This window comes from Bacillus sp. N3378-2at (assembly GCF_033412715.1).
GTDB lineage: Bacteria > Bacillota > Bacilli > Bacillales > Bacillaceae > Bacillus > Bacillus subtilis.
This window is the reverse complement of record NZ_CP117986.1, coordinates 3,221,966-3,240,585: the sequence shown is the minus strand read 5'-3', so window position 1 is coordinate 3,240,585 and position 18,620 is coordinate 3,221,966. Positions and strand designations below refer to the sequence as shown.

23 protein-coding genes and 1 pseudogene are annotated in these 18,620 nt (G+C 43.6%); 5 read left to right on the top strand and 19 right to left on the bottom strand.

Annotated features, from left to right (window positions below; all coding sequences use genetic code 11):
• Positions 1-95: 95 nt before the first annotated feature.
• Complete coding sequence (gene spoIIQ / locus PUN35_RS17355; RefSeq protein ID WP_014481160.1) at positions 96-968, bottom strand: stage II sporulation protein SpoIIQ; 873 nt, start codon at positions 966-968, stop codon at positions 96-98.
• Positions 969-1,108: 140 nt separating this feature from the next.
• Between spoIIQ and PUN35_RS17350 the strand changes: the two genes are divergently transcribed.
• From PUN35_RS17350 to PUN35_RS17340, 3 genes are all read left to right on the top strand, one after another.
• The gene (locus PUN35_RS17350; RefSeq protein WP_072592614.1) at positions 1,109-1,600 is read left to right on the top strand and encodes a GNAT family N-acetyltransferase; all 492 of its coding nucleotides are present in this window, start codon (positions 1,109-1,111) and stop codon (positions 1,598-1,600) included.
• Complete coding sequence (locus tag PUN35_RS17345; RefSeq protein ID WP_014481162.1) at positions 1,597-2,115, top strand: DUF5362 family protein; 519 nt, start codon at positions 1,597-1,599, stop codon at positions 2,113-2,115. The genes PUN35_RS17350 and PUN35_RS17345 overlap by 4 nt, the downstream gene beginning before the upstream one ends.
• A gap of 206 nt (positions 2,116-2,321) precedes the next feature.
• On the top strand, positions 2,322-4,100 hold the full coding sequence (locus PUN35_RS17340; RefSeq protein ID WP_014481163.1) for an N-acetylneuraminate synthase family protein: 1,779 nt from the start codon (positions 2,322-2,324) through the stop codon (positions 4,098-4,100).
• 81 nt (positions 4,101-4,181) lie between these two features.
• Here the strand turns inward: PUN35_RS17340 and PUN35_RS17335 are convergent, their stop codons facing one another.
• Positions 4,182-4,619 carry a DUF5392 family protein gene (locus PUN35_RS17335; protein WP_014481164.1) on the bottom strand — a complete coding sequence of 146 codons (438 nt, stop codon included), beginning with the start codon at positions 4,617-4,619 and terminating at the stop codon, positions 4,182-4,184.
• 241 nt (positions 4,620-4,860) lie between these two features.
• Between PUN35_RS17335 and cls the strand changes: the two genes are divergently transcribed.
• Positions 4,861-6,309: a cardiolipin synthase gene (gene cls / locus PUN35_RS17330; RefSeq protein WP_014481165.1), complete on the top strand. Its 1,449-nt coding sequence runs from the start codon at positions 4,861-4,863 to the stop codon at positions 6,307-6,309.
• Between the two features lie 20 nt (positions 6,310-6,329).
• On the opposite strand, the gene mta is transcribed toward cls, so the two are convergent.
• Positions 6,330-7,103, bottom strand: coding sequence for a transcriptional activator Mta (gene mta / locus PUN35_RS17325; RefSeq protein WP_014481166.1), 774 nt, complete (start codon positions 7,101-7,103; stop codon positions 6,330-6,332).
• Positions 7,104-7,247: 144 nt separating this feature from the next.
• Here mta and PUN35_RS17320 point away from each other — a divergent pair, with 144 nt between their 5' ends.
• A complete protein-coding gene (locus PUN35_RS17320) occupies positions 7,248-7,631 on the top strand; it encodes a DUF5362 family protein (RefSeq protein WP_003227738.1) in 384 nt (127 codons plus the stop codon).
• A 34-nt stretch (positions 7,632-7,665) separates the two neighbouring features.
• On the opposite strand, the gene PUN35_RS17315 is transcribed toward PUN35_RS17320, so the two are convergent.
• From PUN35_RS17315 to PUN35_RS17240, 16 genes and pseudogenes are all read right to left on the bottom strand, one after another.
• Positions 7,666-8,307, bottom strand: a complete 642-nt coding sequence (locus PUN35_RS17315) for an NAD(P)-dependent oxidoreductase (protein ID WP_014481167.1) — start codon at positions 8,305-8,307, stop codon at positions 7,666-7,668.
• A 67-nt stretch (positions 8,308-8,374) separates the two neighbouring features.
• Positions 8,375-8,776, bottom strand: a complete 402-nt coding sequence (locus PUN35_RS17310) for an Rrf2 family transcriptional regulator (RefSeq protein WP_003227734.1) — start codon at positions 8,774-8,776, stop codon at positions 8,375-8,377.
• 134 nt (positions 8,777-8,910) lie between these two features.
• Entirely contained in the window at positions 8,911-10,620 is a 1,710-nt protein-coding gene (ureC, locus tag PUN35_RS17305; protein ID WP_014481168.1) for an urease subunit alpha, read from the bottom strand.
• Entirely contained in the window at positions 10,617-10,991 is a 375-nt protein-coding gene (ureB, locus tag PUN35_RS17300) for an urease subunit beta (protein WP_014481169.1), read from the bottom strand. Before ureB ends, ureC begins: the two co-directional genes overlap by 4 nt.
• Positions 10,988-11,305 (bottom strand): urease subunit gamma, encoded by a 318-nt coding sequence (gene ureA, locus PUN35_RS17295; protein WP_014478236.1) that lies wholly within the window; start codon positions 11,303-11,305, stop codon positions 10,988-10,990. The genes ureB and ureA overlap by 4 nt, the downstream gene beginning before the upstream one ends.
• Before the next feature lie 193 nt (positions 11,306-11,498).
• The gene (locus PUN35_RS17290) at positions 11,499-11,657 is read right to left on the bottom strand and encodes a hypothetical protein (protein ID WP_158332665.1); all 159 of its coding nucleotides are present in this window, start codon (positions 11,655-11,657) and stop codon (positions 11,499-11,501) included.
• A 266-nt stretch (positions 11,658-11,923) separates the two neighbouring features.
• Positions 11,924-12,136 (bottom strand): annotated as a pseudogene (locus PUN35_RS17285) (urea ABC transporter substrate-binding protein); the annotation flags it as partial.
• Positions 12,137-12,348: 212 nt separating this feature from the next.
• On the bottom strand, positions 12,349-12,537 hold the full coding sequence (csbD, locus tag PUN35_RS17280) for a stress response protein CsbD (protein WP_014481173.1): 189 nt from the start codon (positions 12,535-12,537) through the stop codon (positions 12,349-12,351).
• Positions 12,538-12,609: 72 nt separating this feature from the next.
• On the bottom strand, positions 12,610-13,089 hold the full coding sequence (locus PUN35_RS17275) for a hypothetical protein (protein ID WP_026113664.1): 480 nt from the start codon (positions 13,087-13,089) through the stop codon (positions 12,610-12,612).
• 155 nt (positions 13,090-13,244) lie between these two features.
• Positions 13,245-14,378: a response regulator aspartate phosphatase RapB gene (rapB, locus tag PUN35_RS17270; RefSeq protein ID WP_014481175.1), complete on the bottom strand. Its 1,134-nt coding sequence runs from the start codon at positions 14,376-14,378 to the stop codon at positions 13,245-13,247.
• Positions 14,379-14,569: 191 nt separating this feature from the next.
• Positions 14,570-15,595 (bottom strand): GTP 3',8-cyclase MoaA, encoded by a 1,026-nt coding sequence (gene moaA / locus PUN35_RS17265; protein WP_014481177.1) that lies wholly within the window; start codon positions 15,593-15,595, stop codon positions 14,570-14,572.
• A gap of 15 nt (positions 15,596-15,610) precedes the next feature.
• A complete protein-coding gene (gene fdhD / locus PUN35_RS17260; protein ID WP_014481178.1) occupies positions 15,611-16,399 on the bottom strand; it encodes a formate dehydrogenase accessory sulfurtransferase FdhD in 789 nt (262 codons plus the stop codon).
• A 232-nt stretch (positions 16,400-16,631) separates the two neighbouring features.
• Positions 16,632-16,793, bottom strand: coding sequence for a hypothetical protein (locus PUN35_RS17255; protein ID WP_003227706.1), 162 nt, complete (start codon positions 16,791-16,793; stop codon positions 16,632-16,634).
• Positions 16,794-16,887: 94 nt separating this feature from the next.
• Positions 16,888-17,562 carry a vWA domain-containing protein gene (locus PUN35_RS17250; RefSeq protein WP_014481179.1) on the bottom strand — a complete coding sequence of 225 codons (675 nt, stop codon included), beginning with the start codon at positions 17,560-17,562 and terminating at the stop codon, positions 16,888-16,890.
• 52 nt (positions 17,563-17,614) lie between these two features.
• Positions 17,615-17,755 (bottom strand): hypothetical protein, encoded by a 141-nt coding sequence (locus PUN35_RS17245; protein ID WP_014481180.1) that lies wholly within the window; start codon positions 17,753-17,755, stop codon positions 17,615-17,617.
• Positions 17,756-17,885: 130 nt separating this feature from the next.
• Positions 17,886-18,569 carry a vWA domain-containing protein gene (locus tag PUN35_RS17240; protein ID WP_014481181.1) on the bottom strand — a complete coding sequence of 228 codons (684 nt, stop codon included), beginning with the start codon at positions 18,567-18,569 and terminating at the stop codon, positions 17,886-17,888.
• Positions 18,570-18,620: the final 51 nt, after the last annotated feature.

Below are 18,620 nucleotides of genomic sequence, written 5' to 3'. Positions count from 1 at the left end.
ATAACGTACGTGCCTACATGTAACTACATAGACGGTAAAACAAAGCAAAAAGTAACAGAAAAAAACGCCCATCACAAGGATAGACGTTTTCTTCATTAAGACTGTTCAGTGTCTTCTGTTGTGCTGCTTTCTTTGGAACCAGATTTGTCAGTTGAATCATCCTTTTTCTCACCGGATTTTTCTTCTGTTCCTTTTTCAGTTGATCCGTCCTTTTTCTCGGAAGATTGCTGAATTGATTCTTCTGTTTCTTGGGTGGCAGCTTTTTCTTCAGCAGCTGCTGCTTTTTCAATAGAAGAAACTGGTTTGTCCATAAAGTTTAACGGATTCATTGCGACCCCATCTTTACGGATTTCAAAGTGTACGTGGTTTCCGCTGTCTTCACTGTAAAGGTTCTTGCCAGATTTTCCGATCACTTGATTTTGTTTTACTTTGTCACCTTGCTCAACGCTTACTTCGGAAAGAGATTGATACACAGTCGATAAACCGTCGGCATGTTCTACTTCCACAACATATCCCAGCACTGGATCTTTTTCAGCTTTAACAACCGTACCGCTCAGAGAAGCAGAGACATCGAAATCTTTTCCGTCTTTCTCAGCTAAGTCAATTCCTTTGCTTAGGCTGTACGTGTTATTATAGGTAACGAGTGCTGCTTCTTTCTCTTCTTTTGCGGCATCGGTTTCATAGAACTTTTTCACAACAGAAACGTTTTCAGAATCAACAACTGGCATTGCGACATTTTCCATTGACTTTCCTACTTCAACTGCATCGTCGTTGTTGTCATATGCGGAGTTTCCGCCGTTATCAGCCAACTGATCCTTTACCTCATCATTTGATACTGATTGATACCAAAGGACAGCTGTTAAAATGACGGCCGCACTGACTAAGTAAATTGCAGGGAACACCCAGCGTTTACGAAAAAACTGCTGAAGTTTTTTGACTTGAGAAGTTTTCTTTTCTTCCTCTCTCATTGTTTCATCACCTCAGCAACATTCTGAACACTTTTCTGAAAATATATACAACCTATCCAAAAAAACTTTTTTAGATGTAGTTTGCACAGACTGAACGAAAATATGTATTTTTTTGAGAGGAGTGCCAAAAACATATGAACATGACATTGCGCCTTGCTGAACATAGAGACTTGGAGGCTGTTGTGGCGATTTATAATTCAACGATTGCTTCTCGAATGGTAACAGCCGATACCGAACCGGTAACTCCTGAAGACCGGATGGAATGGTTTTTAGGACATACAGAGGCACGTCCGCTCTATGTGGCCGAGGACGAAAACGGAAACGTCGCTGCCTGGATCAGCTTTGAAACATTTTATGGAAGGCCAGCCTATAATAAAACAGCGGAGGTCAGCATATACATTGACGAAGCATGCCGCGGCAAAGGCGTTGGATCATATTTGCTTCAGGAAGCGCTCCGCATTGCGCCGGATCTTGGCATCCGCTCACTTATGGCCTTCATTTTCGGGCATAATAAACCAAGCCTGAAGCTGTTTGAAAAGCACGGGTTTGCAGAATGGGGACTATTCCCCGGCATCGCCGAAATGGACGGGAAAAGATACGATTTAAAAATTTTAGGGAGAGAGCTTTCATGATTAGTCTGGATAAAGATGAAAACGAAATTGAAAATCATAATGAAGAAAATAGCCTCGTTGAAGAGGAGACTGCACCTGTTGAACAGGAGACCCGCCAGCTGAGCGCCTCTGCTGTCAAGTCGCTATCCGACATTGCCAAGTGGGGCAAAATTTCTGGCATCTTGTTAATCATTATGGGATCGCTTGTCACTCTGTCTGCTTTGATGACAGTGATTGGCGCCATCCCGGGCGTACTGCTCATTATATCAGGCGTATTTTTGATGCGCTCAGCAAAAGCAGCCGCGGAAGCCGACGGAAATCTAGCCGGCAGCGCTGGCGAAAGCATGCTTGAAAATTACGGGACATTTATAAAAATGCAGCTGTTTTATGCAGCATCCAGTATCGTTACTGTCCTGATCGGGATCATTGTAGCCATTTTCGTGCTGGTGGTAATCGGCATTGCTGCTTTTGAGAACACTCCTTCGTATGATGATCCGGATTCTTATTATTATGAGGATGATCCGGTGTTTGAATAATGATGAGACAGGACAGGGCATGAGTTCCATATAAACGGAACCATGCCTATTTTATTTGTCTATTTTCCATAAAATTATCAGTCAAAGCAGGCTGACGTAAACACCAAGTCTTGAAGCAAGCATACAATCTATTAAAATGACTCGGTCTTTCAACTCGAAAGCGGCATCAGCAGGTTTGTCTCAATAAACATAAAGGAGTGGGACATTTGGAAAATAACAGCCCTTCGGAAAAAGTAAAAGTGATAGCTGAAATCGCAAACGCCCATCAAGGAAAAGAGGAGAACCTCAGAGCACTCATCAAGGCTGCAGCTGAAAGCGGAGCAGATGGTGTGAAATTTCAGTGGTTCAAATATGACTGTATTGCAACACCTTGTTTTTTTGCTTATGAGTCGTATATCGAGCTGTTTTTGAATGAAGACGTATGGAAAAATTGTGTCGCATATGGAAAAAGCCTTGGACTAGAAATATGGGTGGATATTTTCGATTCATGGGGAGCAGAGCTTTTTTCGCACCTTCAGCGAGACATTGACGGCATTAAGCTTCCAACAACCATCCTTCAATCCACGGAGATCATGAAAACGATAGGTATGACTGAGAAGCCTGTGCTCATCGGAGTTGGGGGATGGTATGAAGAAGAGATTGATCAGTTGATGCCGCTTGTAAAAAAACATATGGACAATCAGCTCATACTCATGCACGGATTCCAAGGATATCCCACAACATTAGAGGATATTAACCTAAAACGGGTTCAACATCTAAAGGATAGATACAAGGTTCAAATTGGATTTGCGGATCACATTGACGCAGAGCATCCGCTTGCAGCCGACCTTCCTGTCTATGCGTTTTTCTGTGGGGCCTCTGTTATTGAAAAACATATAACCCTAAACCGGGCAGCTAAAGGGTTTGATTATTATTCTTCACTAGAGCCAAACGAATTCAAACTAATGACGGAAAAGCTTAAGCAGGCCCAAATTGCAGCGGGGTCAACTGAAGTAAATGAATCTGAAAGAAAGTATTTGCACGATTCCTCATTACGTGTGACTGCCAATCGGAATATAAAAAAAGGAGAAATTATAACGCTGGAAAAAACAAGTTACAAAAGATGCGGAAATGAAAATGCACTGATGCCTTTACAAGCCGAAGACGCTTTTCCTCAAGTCGCAACTGCTGATTTATCGTTAAACCAGCCTGTTACACCCAACGATATTAAAAAACCAAGAATTACGATTGCGGTAATATGCCGGCTAAAATCGACCCGTTTGCCAAAAAAAGCGTTGCTCCCGATTTATGGAATTCCATCTGTCGAGCGCTGTTTAATCAATTGTCTGGCTGTCCCTTCTGTTGACGAAGTTGTGTTGGCAACGTCAAATCTTCCTGATGACGATCCGCTTGAAGCTTTCACTCTAAATGGAAAGGTCAGAATCGTAAGGGGTTCCCCCGAAAATGTGGCAGAAAGAATGCTTGAAGCCGCGGGGTTAACAAAAGCCGATATCATTATCCGGGTGACCGGCGATTGCCCAGCGGTTTCACCTGAAGTGCTTCAATATTTAATTGAACAGCACTTGCAAAAAGGAGCAGATTATACTCAGGAACTTTCAAGTTCAGCAGGAATTTCCGGGAATATTATTACTGTTGAAGCTCTCCAGCGGCTTGTGCAGCAGCCAAAACCGTTAACCCATACAGAATATCTTTCTTTTTATTTTGTAAACAATCCTTCCCTATTCACCATCAATCAAGTCAGCCTGCCGAAAGAACTCCATTATCCATCTTGGCGTTTAACCCTAGATGAACCTAAAGACTTAGAATTGTTTGAACAAATATATCAAAACTTGGATGTCAAAAACGAACCGCTCTATTTCAGCGGGATAAGAGACTATTTAACAGAAAACCGGCACATTTCAAAGATCAATCAAGATGTGTCGACCAAATGGATCGATCAGGCATCACTAGTAGAGGAAATCAACAAAGCAACGCTGTTACCTTAAAATAAATAACAACTCGTGTCCATATCCCAAGTCATACAAAAAAACACCCGATTGTAAATCCCAACAATCCGGGTGCAGCTTTTATTCATACATTTTTTTGCGTCTGTCTTCCTCAGTCAAAAATTCAACAAAACTCCGCATCGCAAAAGGCTCTTCCTTTATTTGTCGTGCGTAGGAGCTTTTCCGCTCTTCTGAAAGGATTTCGCTCTTTTTGATCCTGTTCAGCATATAGATGTGAACCGTTTTTTGGATTTGTTTATGCTGATAGCCTGCCTCTTTAAAAAATGCGAGCCCGAGCGCCGCCAAAAGGGCGAATATGCCTGCGCTGATCAGGGACTCCCTGTCAGCTGAAGCATGAAATAAAAAAGCAGCTAAATTAAAGAGAGAGAATGCAGCAAGCGGAATAGCAAGAAAACGGTAAATGACGGTTTTTTTCATGAAAGGCTGTACGGCCTTTTGAATTTTTTGCATTTCTGTTTTGATGAACCCCGGCATTTGTTCGACTCTGTAAAAGTTCATGTAATCCTCCCCCTTTATTTGATGTTTCAAGCTTCACGAACGTTACATATGTGTTTATTTTAACGCAGGTGCAAGCTGGTTTTAAAGAAATCTGCCCGTATTTTTCACGAAGAATCTGGATCGCCGCTCTTTATTCTTTTAAAATGTGAGTGTTATAATTTGTAATGGGAATCAGATCACTGTTATTCATGGAATACTAATGGCAATCTTCTTGATAAATATGAATGAGCGGGGTTACAAAGTGAGTATTTCTTCCATCCTTTTATCACTTTTTTTCATTTTAAATATTCTTTTGGCCATCATTGTCATCTTCAAAGAACGGCGCGATGCCAGTGCATCTTGGGCGTGGCTGCTTGTTCTTTTCTTTATTCCCGTTTTAGGCTTTATTTTATACTTATTATTCGGCCATAATCTCAGACACAAGCATTTGTTTCAATGGGAAGACCGGAAAAAGATTGGAATTGAAAGGCTGCTGAAGCATCAGCTTGAAGATTTAGAAACCAAGCAATTTCAGTTCAATAACCGGGCAACCTTTGATAACAAAGATTTAATTTATATGCTGATTATGAATAACCATGCTGTGTTTACAGAGGATAATTCAGTTGACGTCATTACAGATGGACGGGATAAATTTCAGCGGCTGCTGAGTGACATTTCAAAGGCTAAGGATCATATCCATTTACAGTATTATATTTATAAAGGCGATGAATTAGGCAAAAAATTGCGGGACGCTCTCATCCAAAAGGCGAAAGAAGGTGTTCAGGTCAGAGTGCTTTATGATGAACTCGGGTCCAGAACGCTGAGAAAAAAGTTTTTTAAAGAGCTTCGCGAGGCTGGCGGGCATGTGGAGGTCTTTTTCCCTTCAAAGCTCAGGCCGATTAACCTGCGGCTGAATTACCGGAACCATCGAAAGCTTGTGATCATAGACGGAATGACCGGTTATGTCGGAGGCTTTAACGTCGGAGATGAGTATCTAGGGCTTAATCCGAAATTCGGTTATTGGCGGGATACGCATATCCGGCTGCAAGGAACGGCCGTGCATGCCATCCAAACACGATTCATCCTTGACTGGAACCAAGCTTCTCATCACCATACGCTGACATATATTCCAAATCACTTTCCTGATTACGGCCCAAAAGGCAACGTCGGGATGCAGATTGTCACAAGCGGCCCTGATTCGGAATGGGAACAAATTAAAAATGGCTACATCAAAATGATTTCGAACGCCAAGCGTTCCATTTTGATACAAACACCTTATTTTATCCCAGATGCAAGCCTGCTGGATGCTTTAAGGATCGCTTGCCTTTCGGGCATTGACGTTAACATTATGATTCCGAACAAGCCTGATCACGCCTTTGTATACTGGGCAACACTTTCGTATATCGGCGATCTGCTGAAAGCCGGAGCCACTGTCTATATTTACGATAACGGCTTTATTCACGCGAAAACCATCGTGGTGGATGACGAAATCGCTTCAGTCGGCACAGCGAACATTGATGTCCGAAGCTTCAGGCTGAATTTTGAGGTTAATGCATTTATTTACGATATCACTATTGCTAAAAAACTGGTTTCAACTTTTAAAGAAGATTTGCTAGTATCCAGAAAATTCACCTATGAGGAGTATTTGCAGCGCCCGTTGTGGATTCGAATAAAAGAATCCGTCTCGCGGCTGTTGTCGCCGATCTTATAAGATGCGCAAACCCCCGGCCTTTACGGCCGGGGGTTTTCCTGATGGTCACAGTAAATGATGATTGCCTCCCGCAAAAAAGCGGCAAGACCTTCTCCATATTGATTGATTGAATCGGTAAATCGCTCGTCAGTGATATACACTTCCCCGAGTCCTCTGAAAATGTCGAGGGTGCAATCGTAATGATAGTGGCAAATATGATCGCGAAATGCCCCCACTGCGGCCTGAACCTCTGCATCATCGGGCCCATGCTTCATTCGCGCCGCAATTCGTCTGTAAATCGAATCAAATTCAGCCATGATCGTGCTCCAATCATCTGCCGAGTATGCAGATGTCCTTTTCTCTGTTTCTTCTGCGATTTCCTTTCCATACATCTTTCTGACTTCATCAGCATATGTCTGCTGGTGCTCTTCAATGTCTTTCTTGCTTAATCCGGCAAATAAATCCCTCTTATTCATCGTTTCCCCTCCATCAATGGACAAAAGCGTCCTGTCAATTGTTCGAATCATCTCATCCATTCTTTGTTTTTTCTTCATCAATATCTCCTTTTGCGACTGAAGTGCCGCTTTCCGGTCAAAATTCGGATGATCCAGCATCTCTTTAATTTCATCCAAACGAAACCCGAATTCCTTGAAAAATAAAATCTGCTGCAGTCTTTCCAGGTCTGCGTCACTGTACAAACGATACCCAGCATCAGTAAGCGCTGAAGGATTCAGAAGCTCAATATTGTCATAGTGATGAAGCGTCCGAATGCTAACACCTGATATCTCCGCCACTTGTTTAACTTGATATTTCATACATAACACCTCCTCTTTTTTATCGTAAACAATCACGCAACGTTAGGGTCAATCCCCAAAATGTTATTTTCTATATACAAAACTTCTCACAAATAGTGTATAAAAGAAAAGTGAGTATTTTTTTGTAAAGGGGAGCCAGTATACATGAATCCTGAAACAATGAACAAAACCCTCATCAGCATTTCGAAATGGGGAAAAGCTACAGGCATTTTATTTATTATTATGGGCGCAATTACCGCGCTTTCAGGCGCGTTCTTTTTTCTAATCGGTGCCGTGCCAGGCGTACTGCAAATTATTTCCGGTATCTTTTTGATGAGGTCAGCTAGGGAAGCAGGCCAAATGGCTGAACACAATAGCGGACAGTCTGAAGACTTAATGCTGGAGAATTACGCGAAATTCGTAAAGATGCAAGGGATTTATTTGATCGTAAGCATTGCTGTATCCATTCTTGCGATTATCGCCTTCTTCATCTTTTTAATGCTTGGGATTGCTGATGGCCTTTTCAGCGATACGTACAGCACTTATTAATGAGAAAAACCCGGAGCTGGCTCCGGGTTTTTTATTATTCCGCTTCGCTTACCACTGTGAAGCGTTCATTTTTGTGTTCGGGATGTTCAAGCTCGTCCAACACGGCAATGGCATAATCTGCATAGCTGATATAGCTGCCGCCTTTTGCATTTACGATGACATTGTCTTTTCCTTTTTGGTAAGAGCCAGTCCGTTTTCCTGCTGGATCAAAAAATGCCGCAGGACTGAGGAACGTCCAGGAAATGGAGTCTGTCTGCTGCAAATCTTTCAGGTTCTCGCCTTGATTTGATGCAGTTGGCAAATATTCTTTCGGAAATTCCGGCGTATCCATTAAACGGGTTGTTTTGGCTTCATCAACAAACAGGCTTCCCGCTCCGCCAACAACAAGCAATCTTGTGTGCTTCGCGTCCTTTAAAATGCTGATGAGTGCTCTTCCTGCTTCAACATGAAGATGTTCTTGGCCGGGTGCTGCTCCAAAAGCGTTTACGACCGCGTCGAAAGGCTTGATGTCTTCCACAGTCAGTTCAAACACATCTTTCTCCAAAACCGCTACGTCCTGCTCCTGCACTTTTGAAGCGTTTCTGACGATGGCTGTCACTTCATGGTCTCTTGTTTTCGCTTCTTTCAAAATCTCGTTTCCCGCTTTCCCGCTTGCGCCTATAATACCAATTTTCATTTTTCATTTCCTCCTTATTTGTAACAATTTTAGTTACATGTTAGCGGTGAGAAGTCATCCCTTTTGATTAAAAGAGATGATTCATAACATCTTTTAATGACTTGCTTGCCAGTTCATTTTCCATCGCTCTTTGCACACTTTCAAACGTTTCATCCAGAGCGTTCTGAATTTTTTTCCCTACCGGACATTTCGGATTCGGGTTTTCATGAACCGCAAAGAGTTCTTCTTGCTTTTGGACAGCCCGGTACACTTCTAAAAGAGAAATATCAGCAGGATCTTTTTTGAGGCTTGCACCCGGCACCCCGGCGCGTGATGTGAGAATATCAGCTTTTTTCAGCAGGCTGATCATTCTTCGCACAACTACCGGATTCGTGTTGACACTGTCTGCAATGATTTCTGAAGATGTTTTTTCATCCATCGAGATGAGGGATAAAATATGAATGGCAACAGCAAGACGGCTGTTAATCATGTTTTTTCACCACCGTTGTAACTATAATAGTTACATTTGATTCGTTTGTCAACATCTAATATACACTAAATACACGGGTTTTGTGCACCGTTTTTAGTCAATAGAACGGCCGGATGCACTCCGGCCGCGTCTTATCAGAATAAGAAATATCTTTGTCCAAGGGGGACATAATCGACAGGCTGGCAAGACAATTCCTCCCCGTCAGCAAAGACCTGATAGGTTTTTGGATCAATCTCAATCTTCGGCAAAGCCGAATTCAGCTTCATATCCAGCTTGCTCAGCTTTCTGATATTTTTGACTGGAGAAATCCTTTTTTCCAGCCCTAAGCTTTCCGCCACACCACGCTCTATGCTTGCCTGAGACATAAATGTAATCGAGGTTGAGCGGTTGGCTTTTCCGTAAGACGCATACATTTGGCGCATGAAAACCGGTTCAGGAGTCGGGATGGACGCGTTCGGATCTCCCATTTGCGCACGTGCAATCATGCCGCCCTTTAAGACCAGTTCCGGTTTTACGCCGAAAAATACCGGGTCCCACAGAACGAGATCAGCAAGCTTCCCTTTTTCCACCGAGCCGACTTCATGGCTGAGCCCGTGCGTAATTGCCGGATTAATCGTGTATTTGGCAATGTACCGTTTTGCGCGCACATTGTCATTTCCGTTTTCGCCGGCAAGAGCGCCGCGCTGTTTTTTCATTTTATCGGCTACCTGCCATGTTCGGATGATCACTTCACCGACCCGCCCCATCGCTTGGGAATCCGATGATGTCATGCTGATCGCACCGATATCATGGAGAATATCCTCCGCGGCAATCGTCGCAGCCCTGATTCTGGAATGGCTGAACGCCACATCTTCAGGCACTTTCGCATCTAAATGGTGGCAGACCATCATCATGTCAAGATGCTCATCCATCGTATTAACGGTATAAGGAATGGTTGGCGTTGTAGATGACGGCAGAATGTTCGCGTAAGAAGCGAGCTTCATAATATCCGGGGCATGGCCGCCGCCTGCACCTTCAATGTGATAAGTATGAATGACCCGGTCCCCGATCGCGTCGAGCGTGTTTTCCAAAAAGCCCGCTTCGTTAAGCGTATCGGTATGGATGGCAACTTGAATATCAGCCTCGTCCACGACTTCCATACACGTTTTAATGGCGCTTGGCGTCGTGCCCCAGTCTTCATGAAGCTTAAGGCCGATGGCGCCTGCTTCCACCTGCTCGATCAGCGGCGCTTTATCGGATGCATTCCCTTTTCCTAAGAAGCCGACATTGATCGGAAACTCCTCGGCCGCTTCCAGCATCCTTGCCATATACCACGCGCCGGATGTACATGTTGTCGCTTTGCTGCCTGTTGCGGGTCCTGTTCCGCCTCCCAAAAGGGTTGTCACACCCGAAGAAAGCGCAACTTCCATCTGCTGAGGACAAATAAAATGAATGTGCGTGTCCACTCCCCCGGCTGTTAAAATTTTGCCTTCACCGGAAATCACCTCTGTCCCCGCTCCGATGACCATGTGCGGATCGACTCCATCCATGATATCAGGATTTCCGCTTTTTCCGACACCGACAATCCGGCCGTCTTTCACACCGACATCCGCTTTGACAATGCCTGTGTAATCCAATAGCACGACGTTGGTGATAACTAAATCCAAAGCGCCGTCCTTCCCTGTGATTCTGCCGTTTTGGCCCATGCCGTCGCGGATTGTTTTTCCGCCGCCAAAGATCATTTCTTCACCGTATACTGTGAAATCCTTTTCGACTTCGATCCATAAATCCGTGTCGCCCAATCTGATTTTATCGCCCGTTGTCGGGCCAAACAGTTCCGCATATTCCTCCCGTGACATTTTCATCGGATTACACCCTCCATCCAGCCGGCTTGTTTTAAGTTGGCCAACGTTTTTTCTTTGCCGCGTTCATCGATAAACGTGTCGGCCATTCCGTTCAGCCCTCTAATTGTCTTGCGTCCTCTGATTTCCACTAGTGAGACCGTTTTCTGCTCTCCCGGCTCAAAACGGACCGACGTGCCTGATGGAACATCAAGACGCATGCCGATCGCCAGCTCACGGTCAAATAATAAAGCCCCGTTGGCCTCCGCAAAATGAAAATGCGAGCCGACTTGAATGGAGCGTGATCCGGTGTTTTTTACCGTTACCTCCCGTATCTCACGGCCTTCATTAATCGTAATGGTTCCCTCAGCAATTTGAAATACTCCCGGCTTCATGACTTCACCTCCGCAGAAATTGGCTGATGTACCGTAACAAGCTTTACTCCATCCGGAAATGTGGCTTCCACCTGAATGCTTTCAAGCATCTCAGGCACACCTTCCATCACATCTTTTTCCGTTAATACATGGCGCCCGGCTTCCATCAGCTCTGCTACTCCCTTCCCATCACGTGCGCCTTCCATAATAAAGCAGGTGATATAAGCAGCAGCCTCAGGATAGTTCAACAGAACGCCCCGCGCCTTTCGCTGTTTGGCTAATTCCCCCGCTGCAAAAATGAGCAATTTTTCTTGTTCAACCGGTGTCAGTTTCATCTGTAATCCTCCTTCTTTTGTCATATAAAGCGGATGCGGTTACTACGAATTTGCGGAACAGTCAGGCGGGACATCACCTCCCTTTCTTCGAGAATGGGGTCATACGGTAGGGTGCCTTTCAAAGCGGCATGCCGTTTCTTCATCAGCCTTGCCATGGTCAACAACCGTTCCCCTATCGATCACGGAAAGATAGTCAGCACAGATTAACGCGTTTTCCAGACTGCGTTTGACTAAGATAACAAATGTCTTTTTTTCTGGAAATTTCTATAATAACTTGTCTGACTAGTTCGACAATTAAAATCTGGATTCCTTCCAATTGTTTATTAAGTAAAATATTTTTCAGATTTACCATCAGCGCTCTGGCGATTGCAAGCTGCTGCTGTTGACCGCCTTTTCGTTTTGAACAAACGTTTGATTAAAACAAATAGCCCCCCTGTTTAGCCGGAAGCAGGCCTATGAAGTGGATTGGCCGACTCCATTTCGGCCTAATACAGCGACAATCTGCCCCGGGTGAACCTCCATGTTGAGGCTGTGCTAAACCATCGATTGATCATAACCAGACGTTACATTTCTGATGGCAGCCCGTTGTTTTGCTCCGCAACCGGAAGCATGGCATGGAGGCCAGTCTGAGACGCCGTCCTCCACGATACCGAGAACCCGATTATTGCCATTAACTCCGCATCATAGACGGACATTTCGCTGATCGCCACCGTTCGGCTTAACGAGTGAAGAATCCCGGCCTTCACTGAATCCCGCTTGTGTCGATATTAACTGTTTTTTCGCACTCCCGCTGGCTTCCGACACTTTCTTCGGTGCAGTACATTCCGTCATCAAAACCCCTTTGTTTGATTTCTCCAAATGATGTTATAAAAGTTTACAACTTATGTCATTATTATATAGAAGAGGCCTATTAATTCAAAGAATATTTAAAAAATTTAGTTACCTTGACCAAATCAGCTTCTTTTTTTGTTATATTTATTCACATCAGAAAAAGCGAACAAAAAAAGACAAGAAACATTTCGTTTCCTGCCTCTTCCGTACGATTAATCTTTATCTGAAAATTTATCCTTGGCTTTCCCGATATCCTTTTGGATTTCGCCTTTTGCCTTATCTTTTTTGCCTTCAGCCTGCATGTCCGTTCTGTCAGCCATATCTCCGGCTTTATCCTTCACTTCTCCTTTGGCTTTATTGAAGCCGCCCTTCATTTTGTCTTTTACACTATCGTTACCCATGTTAATTCTCCCCTCTCAATTATGTGTGTACTTGTTACCTTCCCGATCTGAGAGGCATTAAACATTCTAATGTTATTTATCGATTTCGTAGCGCTCTCCGTAACGGAGCACCTTGTATATCGCCAGCCCGTCTGATGACTTTTTCTCCGAATATCGGACCGGCAGCAGGGCAAAAAACACATAATACGTAGAAAAATAGACAAACTGATAAAAAAACACATTCGGCTTTAATACACTGTGTATAATCAGCAGATTGATTGCAAAAATCGTGATGAGGTTAAACAAGCAGCCCCCTGCATACACGAGTGCATGTGAGAATCGATTGTCAATTTTCAACTCCCCATACCGGCAAAAAGAATCGATAAAATAAATCGTTCTGAACCGTATGGGTCCAATTTTAAGCAGCGTTTTTCCCATGCCTATATCCAACGATCCTTTTCCGCCAAAAATAAAAGCCATAAAGCTGTGCCCTGAAACATGTATAATCTGTACAAGCGGCAGAACAATGAGGAAAGACCACAGAAACTTCACCATATCATTAAAACCAAACATTGAATTCCCCCTCACGTGCAGATCTGCATCCCAAAACGGCTTTTGTTCAAAAAACAGTGCTGTAGCGATTTTTCCTGTTCTCCCCGGAAATAAACGTTCCGATGCTCCCCTTTTTTTGCATATAAAAAAACCATCTGCCAGCAGATGGTTTTGTCTCATACTTCATATAAACAATCGTTCCTTTGAATCATCTCTCTCATGCTGACCGCTTTTTCATAAAAATACACCGCTTCTTTATATTGTTCGTGATGACTGAAATAAGAGGCAGCATCTAAAGCAAATTCTTCAATATATACATACAGGCCCTTTTCTTCCATATAATCAAATACTTCTTGAATCATATCCAAATTGACAGATTCCACATATAATGCCTGCAGAAATTTATATTTTGCCAGACTGAAGAAGTCGTTTCGTTTTTGGGCAATGGCAATCCCTTTTTCATAGTACCGCATCGCGGCTTCGCTATCTTGTTTTTTGAAAAGAACGCGAGTCAGGCTGAAGAGCGCTTTTGGAAGCTGTTCCAGCTGATAATCCTCGAAGACAGTAAGCGCTTTTTCAAAGTATTCGGCGGCCTGATCCAGCTCCCCCTTGTCATCATAGCAATTCCCGATATTATAAAGGGCTGATCCGATCAAACGGGGCTGTCCTTCCAATAAAGCAAGGCGATACGCGTCATCTAAATGTTCAAGCGCTTTTTCATAATTTCTGTAGTCTATGTAGTTTCCTGATATGACGAAATGGCATTGAATTCTTCTGACTCTATAAAAATCGTGAGCCTTATACGTCTCCAGCGCCTGTACAGCGTGGTTCATGGAAAAGTGCGTCTGCTTCATAATATAAAAGACTTCCGCCACTTTAAAATGAAATTCCGCTCTTTCAATTTCATCTTCTACAAACGCAAGCATCTTCTCAGCTTTCCGATAAAAGGATATAGCCGAGATGTAATTGTTCTGTTCAAATTCGTACATTCCTCTAAACAAGTGAAAATAATACTCAGATAATCCGGAGATGCTGTCCTGATTGCTTTCCAGCGTTTTGATCAATTCACGATATTGAAGCTGAGATTCCTCGTGCAGGTCAGGCTTTACATAATCCAGCATAATTTGGTGCCGGTAGCTGATCAGCTGATAATACAGGAGAAGCAGCTGATCCTCTTCCATCTGTTCGATATCTAGATCAATTTCTTCCTTCAGCTTTACGGCATCAGCCACTTGAAATGCTAAAATGTGCTTATACCACTTATTGATTTTCACTCCTACTTGAGATGACGGGATCTCGTACGCGGCCATGCCCCTCCAACCCTTTCTATTTTCTAATTGGTTATATTTTATCATAATGTATGGCTTTGGAATTAAATTTTCTTACAATGATTCCTTCTTTATGCCTATTCTTATATATTTCGGTTTTTATACGTATTTTTTGCACTCGGATTCTAATAAAAAAGCTTATCGGACAGTGCCGATAAGCTTTTGACTTCAAATTAACCGCCAATATAAGACATTTCCACTTTCTTTTTGCCAGATGCTTTTGATAGCGTACGATCGACTGAATACTGATCGATCCGATTTTTCCATACTATCCCGATCATTTCTGATAGTTCGTCATCACTTAATTCCTGGCGAACCGGAGCTCTGAGGTCAAATCCGCTTGAAGCGAATAAGCAGGTAAACAGCTCTCCTCTCGCAGAAAGACGGGCTCTGTTGCAAGATCCGCAGAACGCATCAGATACAGATGATATGACGCCGATTTCTCCGGAGCCGTCCAAGTAGCGGAATCTGGAAGCCACTTCGCCTATATAATTAGGCGCTATCGGCTCAACCGGCATGTGTTCATTGATCAAATCTATGATTTCCGCCTTTGTCATGACGTCTTTCTTTTCCCATTGGTTGGTGTTGCCTACGTCCATAAATTCAATGAATCTCAGGATATGCCCTTTTTCTTTAAAATAACGGGCCATAGGCAGTATATCTTTTTCATTGACGCCCTTTTGAACGACCATATTGATTTTAACACCGAGCCCTGCTTGCTTCGCCGCTTCAATGCCTTCCAGCACCTTGCTGACAGAAACACCGCGCCCGTTTATCTTCTTAAAACGCTCGTCTTCTAAAGAATCAAGGCTTATCGTAACCCTTTTCAGCCCAGCCTCCTTGAGCCTCTTTGCATAAACAGGCAGCAGTGATCCGTTTGTCGTCATCGCGATGTCACGAATACCCGGTATGCGGGCCAGTTTTTTGATTAACTCCGGCATATCCTTTCTCATGAGGGGCTCTCCGCCGGTCAGGCGGATTTTTTCAACGCCAAATCTTGTGACAAACAATGTCGCAAGCCGTTCCAGCTCCTCAAATGAAAGCAGCTCCTCTTTCTTTAAAAAAGGATAATCCGGGCCGAATAATTCGGCGGGCATACAGTACGTGCATCGGAAGTTGCAGCGGTCTGTAACAGAAATGCGAAGGTCTCTCAGCGGTCTGTTTCTTTTATCCAACATCTGACGCGACTCTGTAATCATAGCTACAGCCCCTTCCTATCCCCTGATTCTCTCAGGGTGTGTATATACATTAAATGATCCGTTTCTGACAAATCCAATCGCTGTGATATTCAATTCTTCAGCCATTTGAATCGCAAGCTCCGTCGGGGCCGATTTGGAAATGACAATCGACACGCCGATTTTGGCCGCTTTTAACAGGACCTCTGATGAGATTCTGCCGCTGAACACAATCAGTTTGTCGCGTACGGACATCCCGTTTAGAAGGCAGTGTCCGTATAGTTTATCAAGTGCGTTGTGCCGACCGATATCGGTGCGCATCAACAGAAGCTTCTCTGTGTCGCAAAGCGCCGCATTATGGACGCCTCCCGTATCCTGAAACGTCCCGCTCCCTTGCTGCATGTCTTTCATAAGCGCCAGACATGCCTCAGGCGATATCTTGATTTGGCTGACAGCCGTCTTGGCTGTTTTGACATCCTGCTGAAAATAAAAATGACGGCCCTTTCCGCAGCATGAGCCGATCACCCGTTTCGTATAATCCTTTTGATCCAATGTCTCAGGGTGAACGAGGTCGACATATACAAAACCGAGACTTTCATCTATTGTAAACCTTTTAATTTCTTTTTGAAATCGTATAACACCCTCTGATGCGAGAAATCCGATGACAAGCTCTTCGATATGCTCAGGCGTACAAACGAGCGTCACAAATTCACTGCCATTCAGTATCACTGTCAAAGGGAATTCCGTCACCATCCGGTCTTCTACTTTGCTTATTTCCCCTTGTTCATAGCGCCATACATCCCTGACCGCAGTTACTTTATCGTTCAATGTCTCTTCCCCTCCGCAATGTTCCTTCCTTTATATTTTTTCACACTCCTCGGATTTTGTCGAATTCTGAGACACAAAAAGAGCCCTCTATATAAAGGGCTTTCACAGGATGTGATGACGGCGGTGTTTAGGCAGGGCGCCTAAGCATTTAGCCGCCGTTCCTTTTACCAATGTGCATTGACAACGAACGCGGGGTTTGTCGACACGCTGAGAGCCCTCTATATAAAGGACTCTATGTTTGATTATGCTGATTCTTTTTTAGAACCGTAAACAGCACAATAGCTGCGATCAAGGTGAGAATGCTGACAAAAAAGAAGGCTGCCAGTTTTAGAAGAACACCAAGCAATATGAATGCAACGGTGGCTATAAGAAAAATCATTCCGAATAATTTCATATGTTCAACCCCTTTTTAGGGTATCATTCCCGCCCAAATTGTTTTTAAACCAATAAAAAAAGGCGCCTTGGGGAACGCCTGATCTTTAGGTTCCTTACTCAGTAAATTTTTGTGCTTCTTTTTCCCAAGCCTGTTCGAACTCATCCGCACTGTTCGCTGAAATATATTCTCCACAGCCAGCGACAGCTGCTTGTTTCATCTCTTCATTACCCTTGACATCAAAGTTGAAGCCAATGATGTTTACAATCGTATCCACATTTGATGCACGGAGCTTTTCGATTTCTGCCGCAGGGTCTCCGCCGCACGTTTCTTCACCGTCAGTGATTAAATACACCACGTTTTTCCCGTCTGCGTCAAATGCTTCAAATTCTTTTCTTGTGTCTGCAAGTGCTTTGGCAATCGGTGTCCATCCAGTCGGCTTGAGCTCACTCAATGAATTGTCAAACAGAGACCCTTCATATGGATGAAGGCCGTAAATGGTTTCCGTTGTGCTGCATGAAAGGGCTTTACCGGACAGTTTATTATTCCCTGCATGCCCGAAAACGCGAAGCATAAGATTTGTATCCTTCGGAAGGAGTTCGGCAAAAGATTTTACTGATTTTTTGGCAATGTCTATTTTGCGCTCTCCTCCTGTTTTTTGAACCATGCTTCCGCTTCCGTCAAACAAAACAGCTACATTTGAATCAGCCTGTTTCTCAGCGGCAAAAGACGGGGAGGCAATGGAAACAGTCAACAATCCAATGATACCGGCAGCCAGCAATTTTTTCATATGATTACTTCCTTTATTTTTCGTATTTTCCAACTATATGTTGGATTCTTCTTTATGCTAGAATACGAAAATGCAAAAAGATATAGGACATGCTGCCTTTTATGCTGCTTTCACGATCTGTCCAAAATCGCTTGAAATGCCGTTCATTTTTAGCCATTTCCGCCCAGAAAGCATAAACAGATTGTGTGATCATTCATTCTTTTTTCGCCTTGATTATGACAGAAAAACGGAAATCTGCTACTATGCTACAGGCAGACAGCTAATTAGTTTTGAAGTTTTTGTTACATACAAAAAGAGGCTGACCATCACCAGCCTCTTTTTTCTTATTTAGATAACATTAGTGATTGCTGAGTGAAAATTTTCTCAACATCTTTTTGGGTATAAACCGGGAAGTATTCACCGCCGCCTACTTTCGCAATTGCGTTCAGCTGGCCTTTGTATCCCTCTTTATAATCAAAGCCGATCACATTAACAGTGATATTCTCTTTTTGCAGTTCCTTTGCTGTTTTAATCGGGTTTCCTCCGCACGTTTCCTCACCGTCTGTCAACAGATACACCACTTTTTCCCCTTTTGCATCAAGCTGGTCAAAAGAAGATTTCGCCTCGTTCAGCGCTTTGGCAATTGGCGTCCAGCCAGTCGGCCCAATTGTATTGAGAGAATTGAGGAAACTTTGCTCGTTAAAGCTTTGGAAGCCGTATACGTTGCGAATGGCTTCACATGACTGAACTTTTCCGGAATTTTTATTGTTTCCTTCAGAGCCAAACACGCTCATTTTCACCTGAGTTCCTTCTGGCAATGAGCTCGCAAACTTTGAAATTTCTTTTTTGGCTGAATTAAATTTAGATACACCATCTATTCTTTTCGCCATACTTCCGCTGGCATCAAGCAAGACCGCCACGTTCGCCGGCGCTTTAGCCTCCGTTTCTGTCTTTTCAGCTGCAAAAGCAGGTGAAGTTAATCCAAAAAGCAATCCTGTCATCATGATCAGTGAAAGTCTTTTCTTCATGTTCGTACCCCTTTACCAATTTGTTTCTGCGTGCAGATGTTCAACGCTGAA